Origin of the sequence: Pseudoalteromonas rubra, from assembly GCF_004212645.1 — a bacterium.
Taxonomy (GTDB): domain Bacteria; phylum Pseudomonadota; class Gammaproteobacteria; order Enterobacterales; family Alteromonadaceae; genus Pseudoalteromonas; species Pseudoalteromonas rubra_G.
In genome coordinates this window covers 1-8,843 of the sequence record NZ_PPUZ01000110.1, presented here as the reverse complement: position 1 = coordinate 8,843, position 8,843 = coordinate 1, and the positions used below count along the sequence as shown (strand labels likewise).

Below are 8,843 nucleotides of genomic sequence, written 5' to 3'. Positions count from 1 at the left end.
AAGTGAAATTGGTATTATATCGATTTTAACCGACCGCGCATGCTGGGCCGCTTAGGTGCATGCTCTGCAATCACCTGCCAGAGCACTTTTTGCTCAATAGGTTTGGCGATATAGCCATCAAAGCCTGCATGCTGATACTTTTGCCTGTCTTCGGTTAACACATTAGCAGTCAGGGCTATGACTGGCAATGTCGGATGCTGCTGTTTTATCAGCTTGCAGGCCTCTACACCATCCATAACCGGCATCTGAATATCCATCAACACAAAATCCGGGCGCTGACGTGCTACCTGGTTAACCGCCTCCTTGCCATTAATCACCATGGCAACTTCAACATTGCACTTATCCAGCAGAGCGCGGATCACCAGCTGGTTAATTTCATTATCCTCAGCAACCAACACGCGTGCGCCACTCAAGTCAGGACTTTGTGACCACTCCTCGTGAAGGTCAGGCTCAGCCTGGTCGCATTGTTCAAGCGGCAGATAAACAGTAAACACGCTGCCGACATTTTCCATACTCTGCACCTCAATGGTGCCCGCCATCAGCTCGACCAAAGACTGGGTGATAGACAGCCCAAGACCGGTCCCGCCGAATCTGCGGGTGGTGGATTTGTCGGCCTGTTCAAAGCGCTGAAACAGCCGCGCCTGGGCCTCTTTGCCAATCCCTACTCCGGTATCACGCACGGTAAAGACCACTCCCGGCTCGCCCTGTACTTGTTCAATTTCCAGGTCAACCCCGCCTCTTTGGGTAAATTTAATCGCATTGGAGAGTAAGTTTAAAAGTATTTGCCGGATCCTGACGGCATCCCCTTGCCAAGTGGCATGATCAAAGTGGCCGGTCACCGACAAGTAGATCCCTTTTTGCGCGGCTACCGCTTGCAGGTCCGCCTGAATATGGCTGATAAGCTCGGTCAGATTAAACGGCCGGATCTCCAAAGACAGTTTGCCCGCCTCTATTTTCGAAAAGTCCAGAATATCGTTAATTATGGTAATTAAGGCTTTTGCCGAATAAGTAGCTTTCTCCAGATACTCACGGGCACCGCCCGGCAGTGGCTCTTCACTTAGCAGCTGTAAGGTGCCATACAGGCCATTCATAGGTGTGCGTATTTCATGGCTCATATTGGCCAGAAACTCTGATTTGGCCTGCGTGGCCTGCTCCGCCACCAGCTTGGCTTGTGCCAGTGCCTGCTCGTGCTCCAGCTGCTCGGTCAAATCGTATGCGACTCCCAAAAAGCCCACCAGCTGGCCTTGATTGTCCTGTAACCGCGACACACTCAAGCGAACCGGCGTTAATTGCCCGCTCCTTTTCACATAGGTCCAGTTATTGACATCATTTTTGCCGTGGCGGGCCTTAGCCACAAAGGCCTCAAACCCAGGCTCTACCGGATAGCCCAGCTCCTCGGTTAACTCTTCGGCGCGCTGTGCCACCTCCAGTTCCAGATGGAACACCGCAGGCGTCAGTTTGCCAATCATTTCCTCGGCTTTATATCCCAGCAGTTTTTCTGCGGCGGGGTTAAACACCGTGATCACCCCGTGCACATCGGTTGCAACCACCGAATAGGTAGCACTTTCTAAAATGCTGCGCTGCAGTGCTCCTACCCGCTCTATTTCCGCAGTCCGGGACATGACCTTTTGCTCCAGCACCGCATTGGCCTCCGACAAGGCTTTTTCCCGGGTCTCGGACAAATCGAGCTGGTGCGCTTTAGACTGATGGGCTCGCAAGAGCAGCAACTGCACGCAAAATACCACCAGCATCAGTGCCAAAGTGATCATCACCGCTTCACGCAATGCCCGGTAAGGGCTGGGCAAGCCTAGCGAGTCGATATAACTCATCGTTGGGCTGAGCTCTATGCGCCAGGTCCGGCCATACAACTGGATCACGCTGTGTACACGATATTCATTCAGCTGCGACTGAGTCTCGCCACGGCTGAAAAACAAAGTACTGGCGCGGCGGTCAATGTCTCTGACATTCAAAACCAGATTACGTTTAATGCCTTTCAGGGAGCCCAGCACCTCATCAATGAGGATTGGGCTGTAGCTCCAGCCGGCAAGTTGTGCCATGCGCTCTGTGGGGGTGCCTGGCGTTGTCCCTTGCGCATAGACCGGCATTAAAATTAAAAAACCATGCTGCACTTTTTGATTGGCCTGCACTAAGGTGATGGGTGCTGTCAGCATCACTTCGGCATTTCGGGCAGCGTCGGTTGCGGCAACCCGGCGCATGGCTTCTGAGCCAATATCCAGCCCCACCGCCTGCTTATTGCGCGACTCCGGCTCAATAAACTGGATCACGTACAAACTTTGCTCATGGGGCGTCAGCTGTTTAATGTTAAATTGCTTGTCGGGTCGTTGCTGGCGAGCGTCCTGGACAAACGCCGCTCTGTCGTCATAAGGCACAAAGCGAATAAAACCAAACCCCCGGGCACCGGGAAACTCCTGCTCATGGTAACGGCTGCCAGTGTAACGCTGCATGCGCTCGTAATTAAAGTGCTCAACGCCCACGGTCTGAATGGCACCTCGCAGGCCCGCCAAGCCGTAACGGTACAAAGCCATGCGCTCTTCCACGGCCTGAGTGAGCCGAGTCAGATCAGACGTTACAGCACTTTTTACTCGTTTATCAATGCGTTGCAGATGCGACTGATGGCTATACCAACCACCCAAGGCGCCCAGTCCCATAACCAGTAATAACGGCCAAACCAGCTGCCAAAGCGGCCTGTTTTTCCTTGCCGGTGTGTCCTGGTGGTTTGTCACATCATTCACCTTAGTCCGCCCTGATAAATGTTCGATAACAGGTGACGACTGTCGCTGCATTCACGTTGCTTCACCATTAGCTTTCACTGCCTTGCCTGACATCGGATGACGTATTAAATACCGCCTCCTGCAACACCTGTTCAAGCACCAGGTACTGGGCTTCAATACTTTCAATTAGCCCGCTATATTCAGAGCCGTCTTCGTTGCTGGCGCCTTCTTCGAGTTTCGCCAGCAACTGAGTCAGGCGTTGTGCGCCTATATCGCCACTTTGCCCCCGTAATGCATGGCTTATCTGTTTCACCTGAGCATGGTCTTGCTTATTACACTGCTCTTTCAGAGATAACAACTTTTGCGGTGCTTTGTTGTAAAACAGCATACAGATTTGCAGATACAGCTCCGAGTCTCCCTGTAGCCGCGCAATGGTGCCGTCAATATCAAGCACTTCGCCAGAAAGCGATGGCGGTTGTTCATTCTGTCCCGCCGCACTGTCCTGTGTTGTGGTTTGCGAAGGTGGGTGCTCAGGCAGCTGTGTGACGGACGGCTTTTTGGGTTGCTGGAAAGACTTAAACTTAGTCAGCGCATCAAACAGCAATTTGGGCTGGATTGGTTTAGTGACATAATCGTCCATCCCTGCTGCCAGACACCGCTCCCGCTCTCCCGACATGGCATTCGCCGTCATCGCAATGACCGGAAGGTGGCGAAACGACTCGCCCCCTTTGCCTTCGCGGATCAGGCGCGTAGCCTGATAACCGTCCATCGTTGGCATATTGCAATCCATTAAAACAGCAAACACTGGCTGGTTGTTTTTTTCAAAATTCAGTAACGCACTCAGTGCCTCATGCCCCGACTGACAGGTCATCACATTGGCATGAACACCATGGAGAATACCACGGGCAACTTCCCGGTTAATTTGATTATCATCAACAATCATTATGGTAGCGCCAGCCAAATCGTTACGCTCGTTGCATTGTACGTTGGGCACCTGTACCTGATGCTGGTTTTTCAGCATTTTAGCAATCGCATTCTGATCAAACACAGATAAAAACGCCCCCAGGCGAATGGGCTTAACCAGCTTAGCTAAGAATCCCTCTGCAACACTTTGGTGGGTAAATTCACTGTACAGCACTATGGCACGCTCATACATAGGCGTTTCGACCAGGGTAGTAATGTGGGGGTTATCGTGATCTACCACCACAAACTCACCCTCGTGCTCCACCACAGTACCGCCGTACTTATTTATCACATGTGATAAAAAGCTGCGCTCACGGGTATCCACCACATGCAGCTCAAAACGCCGACCACCCAACGTATTTTCATGTGGCCTGGGCTTAGCGGTATCGAGCGCAAACGGCAAAGTAAAGTAAAACTTACTGCCAATGTTCTTTTGCGACTCAAAGCCAATTTCCCCGCCCATTAATTCGCAAAGGTTTTTACAAATCGACAGGCCCAGTCCGGTGCCGCCAAATTCAGCACTCACCCCGCTGTCTTCCTGGGTAAAAGCAGAGAAAATCTTATGGTGGTTGTTTTTATCAATCCCGACTCCGGTATCCTCCACAGTAACACTGAGGAATACTTTGCCAGCTTCTTGCGTTGTCTGGCCGCGCACGCAAACACACCCCTTGCTGGTAAACTTAATGGCGTTGCTCACCAGATTAAACACCACCTGCTTGATCCGCCCGGCATCGCCCACCAGCTCGATAAAGTCGATGTCAGCAACATCCACCACCAGGCTCAGTTGCTTCTCATAGGCTTTTAACGAAATGGAAGTCACCACATGCTCTACCACTGAAATGGGGTTCAGCGGCTCCTGCTCCAGCTCCAGTTTACCCGCCTCGATTTTAGATAAGTCGAGAATATCGTTAATTAAGGAAGCCAAGGTTGACGAGCTGGTCTCGGTCATTTCCAGATAGGACAGCTGTTTTTTGGTCAGCGGCTCACGGCGGATCAGGTTAAGGGTGCCCAGAATACCGTTCAGCGGAGTACGCATTTCATGGCTGATGGTAGAAATAAACGCACTTTTAACCGCGGAGGCCTTCACGGCCTTGGCCTTTTCGGCTTCCAGCTCCCCGGTACGTTCCTGCACCAAGCGCTCCAGGCCTTCATTGGCGCTCTTAACCTGCTGCTCGCTGAGTTTTTCTTTGGTTGTATCACGGCCAAACAAGGTGATGCCAACCAACTGGTTACCCGGGCCGCGCACCGGAGACACTTTAAAATTAACATGCCGGGTCTGGTCCTGCAGCGTGTAACTTTCATACCAGTCGGTATCTTTTGGGCCATCTTCGTGCTTAAAATAGGTCACCGCCTCTTGCAGGCGATCCATGGGCAACGCCACCAGATCGGTGATGTTATGCTGCCGATCACTGGCCGCCAGACTGGGAAAGATCAGCAAAGACGCACTGTTATATGTTTGTACGTTCAGCTGAGTGTCAAAGCTGACAATCGGCTCATCAGCACCGTCAATTATCGACTCGTACACCACTTTATCTTCCTGATATCGTTCCCGGTTACGATAAAACAGCACAATGCCCCCCATAAACAAGAGCAGCACCAATACCACCACAGCCAGCAGCACATAGCTTGATAAACGCCGTTCATTTAACAACGCATTGGCCTGCTGGGGCGGTGCAATCGCAGTAATAAACATTTCATGCCCCGGCCCCTGGTAGCCACTGTTTAGCTCCTGCTGAATGGCAATCTGCATCGACTGGGTACCATGCTTAATAACGCCATCAACACGGCCCTTTGCTGTGCTGAGTAATTGAAAGTCATCATCAAACAGCCTTGGCTTAGCCAGGTCCCGGGTATAATGAAACACCGGCTCCGGGCCGTAAATATAGTGCCCCTGATGATCGGTTAAAAAGTACTCTGCGCTGTTACTTTCCAGCAACTCTATCAATTGCCGGGCACTGGAATTCAGCACCAGCAAGCCAAACAGGTCATTGTCGGCATCAAATAAGGGCATGGCAATACGCAGCACAGGAGTAAACGGACGCTGTACTTTATTGTTCTCAAAATTCAGTGAGATCCGCGACGCAAAGTGCATTTCCTCAGACAAATCCAGAGTTTCCTGCACATAGTCTTTGTGTGATTTATCCTGCAACTTGGCTTCTGCAATACGCGCCACTTTGCCCCTTAGCCTGTCCACCCGGACAAACTCTCGGCCATCCGGCATGATTATCCTTAGCTGCAATAACTCTGAATTATTATGAATAAGAGATTTAAAGATGGTGGCGATGCGGTTTTTCCACAGCTCAATGGGCTGGTTGTCCTGTGGGTCAACACCGTTGTTTTTCAGTGCACGGGCAATGCCCGGAAAAGGCGGCGTGTCTTTCAAAAAGTGCAGATAGCTTAAATCGGCCCGGTAGCGCCGCTCGAATTGTTCGGCCATATTCGCTGTGTTGTGCTTCAGCTGGCTGGCGACCTCAAACTGCACCTCATTTTGCAGTTTGCGCTCAAAGAAAAACACAGCCAGTGCGATCAGCAGTAATAGGAGGACGCTAAACATACCCGCAAACCAGCGCGTTGGCTTGCCTTGTGTTGCCGACAGGATCCTTATCATAGTATGACCTTTGCCCCTGTATTCAGGGTGTTTTTAATGGTGTATAACTGATGCCAGCTTAGTCAAATACCCTAAAACACAGGCATGTGACTGATAAATAATCTGTAAAAACCGCTGCTACCCTCAAACTATAGTCTAAGTCACACACTTTTCACTATGTGCACACAGACTTTTCAGCGCTGGCTGAAAACCTTGCTCACACAGGCTTATTTGGAGCCTGAAAATTGCGCTTAGCAAACTCGTAGGCAGCCAGGCTTTCCAGCGGTTTGGCATACAAATACCCCTGTGCCACATCACAGTTCATGGTCCTTAATTCTGATAACTGAGACGGTGTCTCGACGCCTTCAGCAACCAGCTTCAAGCCTAACGCCTGCGCCAGCAACACTATGGTTTGTACTATGCCATGACTCTGCTCATCGCTGCCCATATCTTTAATAAAAGATTGGTCTATCTTAAGCACATCAAGGGGAAACGACTTCAGATAAGACAAGCTGGAATAACCCGTGCCAAAGTCATCAATGGCAATGCTTACCCCCATGTTAGACAGCGTCTGAAGCGTTTTACGGGTCTGCTCATAGTCATCAATCAGGGCGCTTTCTGTTACTTCCAGCTCCAGCATTCGACTGCGGACCTGGCTCGACTCCAGGCACTGGACAACATAGTCAATAAATTGCCGGTTGCGGATCTGCTGTGCAGAGACATTAACGCTCACTTTCAGGTCTCTACCCAAACCCATCAACTGGCTGGCAAACGCACAACTTTGCTGTAATACCTGCTGGCCCAGGGTGTCTATCACGCCAATCTCCTCCGCAAGCGGAATAAAATCCAGCGGCGAAACCCAATTTCCTTCACTGTCCTGCAGCCTGGCCAACGCCTCAAAGCCGCAGACTTGTCCCGATGCTATCTCTATCTGGGGCTGAAACAGCACGATTAAGCTTTCTTTTTCCAGGGCTTCGCGGAGCAAGTGTTCCAGTCCATGACGTTTCATCAGCTCAGCTTCAAGCTCCTGAGAAAAAAAGCACACCGCATTGCGCCCCTGATTTTTCGCGCGATACATGGCCACGTCGGCATGGCGCATCATGACTTCTTCTTCATTCGCGTCCAATTCCGTCATGCTCACGCCAATACTGACCGAAATTTGATATTCCTTTTGCTCCAGCGTAAAGGGCTCCTTAAAACTGGCAATCACGTTATTGGCAACCACAGCCACATAATTAACAGAGCGCACTTCTTCTAACACCAGCACAAATTCATCGCCGCCCACCCTCGCAAGGGTTGCGCTTGGGTCAATCACCGACTCCAGCCGCTTCGCCACTTTCTTAATTAATTCGTCACCCAGAAAATGTCCCAGTGCGTCGTTAATGTACTTGAAATGGTCAAGGTCAATGAGCAACAGTGCGGTATGGGTATCCGACGCCTTCGAGCAGGCAATGGCGTGTTGCAATCGGTCATGCAGCAAAATTCGATTCGGCAACCCCGTTAGCTGATCATTATTGGCCAGAAAGTTCATTTTAACCGCCATGGCAACCGACTCGCTGACATCATGAAACACCATAATGGCCCCGATGATGGTATTGTCTTCATCGCGAATGGGCGAAGCAGAATCCTCAACCCGGTAAATTTGCCCTTCCCGGCTGTGCAGTTGGCAGTTCAGTGCCATTGCCACATTGCGCTTTTCCTCCAGCGCCATAATGGCCGGGTTAAAGGAGCGGCTTTGTGACGATGCATCACGCAAATCGAGAATGTCTTCAATATGCTTGCCAAGCGCATAGCTTGAGGCATAGCCACTGAGGCGCTCTGCAATCGGGTTCATATACGTGATGAGGCCTGCTGTGTCTGTGGCTATTACCGCATCACCTATGGAATTTAGCGTGACTTTAAGTCGCTGCTTTTCCTGATAAAGCGCTTGTGTAGTGCGCTCCAGGTTTTGCTGATATGCCAGCATGGCCAGCTGGTTATAGACCCGCATCCGACAGGTTCTCAGGTCCAATGGTTTAGGAATATAATCGGCGCCGCCCTCGGTCAGCGACTTATATTCTATGTCCGGGTCGCGGCTGGCAGTAATAAAAATGATGATATGGTGGGCAGTTTCCGGATCACTTTTGAGCAAACGACAAATATCTACACCATTATACTCCCCCATGTCGATATCCAGCAGGATCACATGGGGTTTTACTTCTTTGACTAAGGTCACCGCATAGCTGGCTTCAGAGGTCGAAAACACTTCTCCCAGATCTTTGACCGCTTTTTTGATGATCAATATGCTGCTGGGGTCGTCGTCCACAATCAGTATTTTGGGGTTATCGGGTAAATTCAGTGTCACACGCAAGTCGTCGGTCTTTCCTTTATCTAACAAGCATAGACCAAGGCGCATGATTTAAAACTTGCTTCCTGAAATCCGCCGATTTTTTTATTCCAAATCCCTTATTTATAAATAATTATACCAATTTGCTTAATTAAGTGTTCTACTTTGAGGCGAGAAAATAGGGTCGATAACCAGGCAAAAATTTTGCTATTTAGTTGTTCTAAATGAGAAATTT

The 8,843-nt window shown here is 50.4% G+C and carries 3 protein-coding genes; all 3 read right to left on the bottom strand.

From position 1 onward, the window contains the following. Positions 1–14: 14 nt before the first annotated feature. Positions 15–2,744 (bottom strand): CHASE domain-containing protein, encoded by a 2,730-nt coding sequence (locus C3B51_RS22355; RefSeq protein ID WP_240701955.1) that lies wholly within the window; start codon positions 2,742–2,744, stop codon positions 15–17. A 76-nt stretch (positions 2,745–2,820) separates the two neighbouring features. Further along, complete coding sequence (locus C3B51_RS22350) at positions 2,821–6,303, bottom strand: hybrid sensor histidine kinase/response regulator (RefSeq protein ID WP_130246444.1); 3,483 nt, start codon at positions 6,301–6,303, stop codon at positions 2,821–2,823. Positions 6,304–6,499: 196 nt separating this feature from the next. After that, a complete protein-coding gene (locus tag C3B51_RS22345) occupies positions 6,500–8,677 on the bottom strand; it encodes an EAL domain-containing response regulator (RefSeq protein ID WP_130246443.1) in 2,178 nt (725 codons plus the stop codon). Between the last annotated feature and the right edge of the window lie 166 nt (positions 8,678–8,843).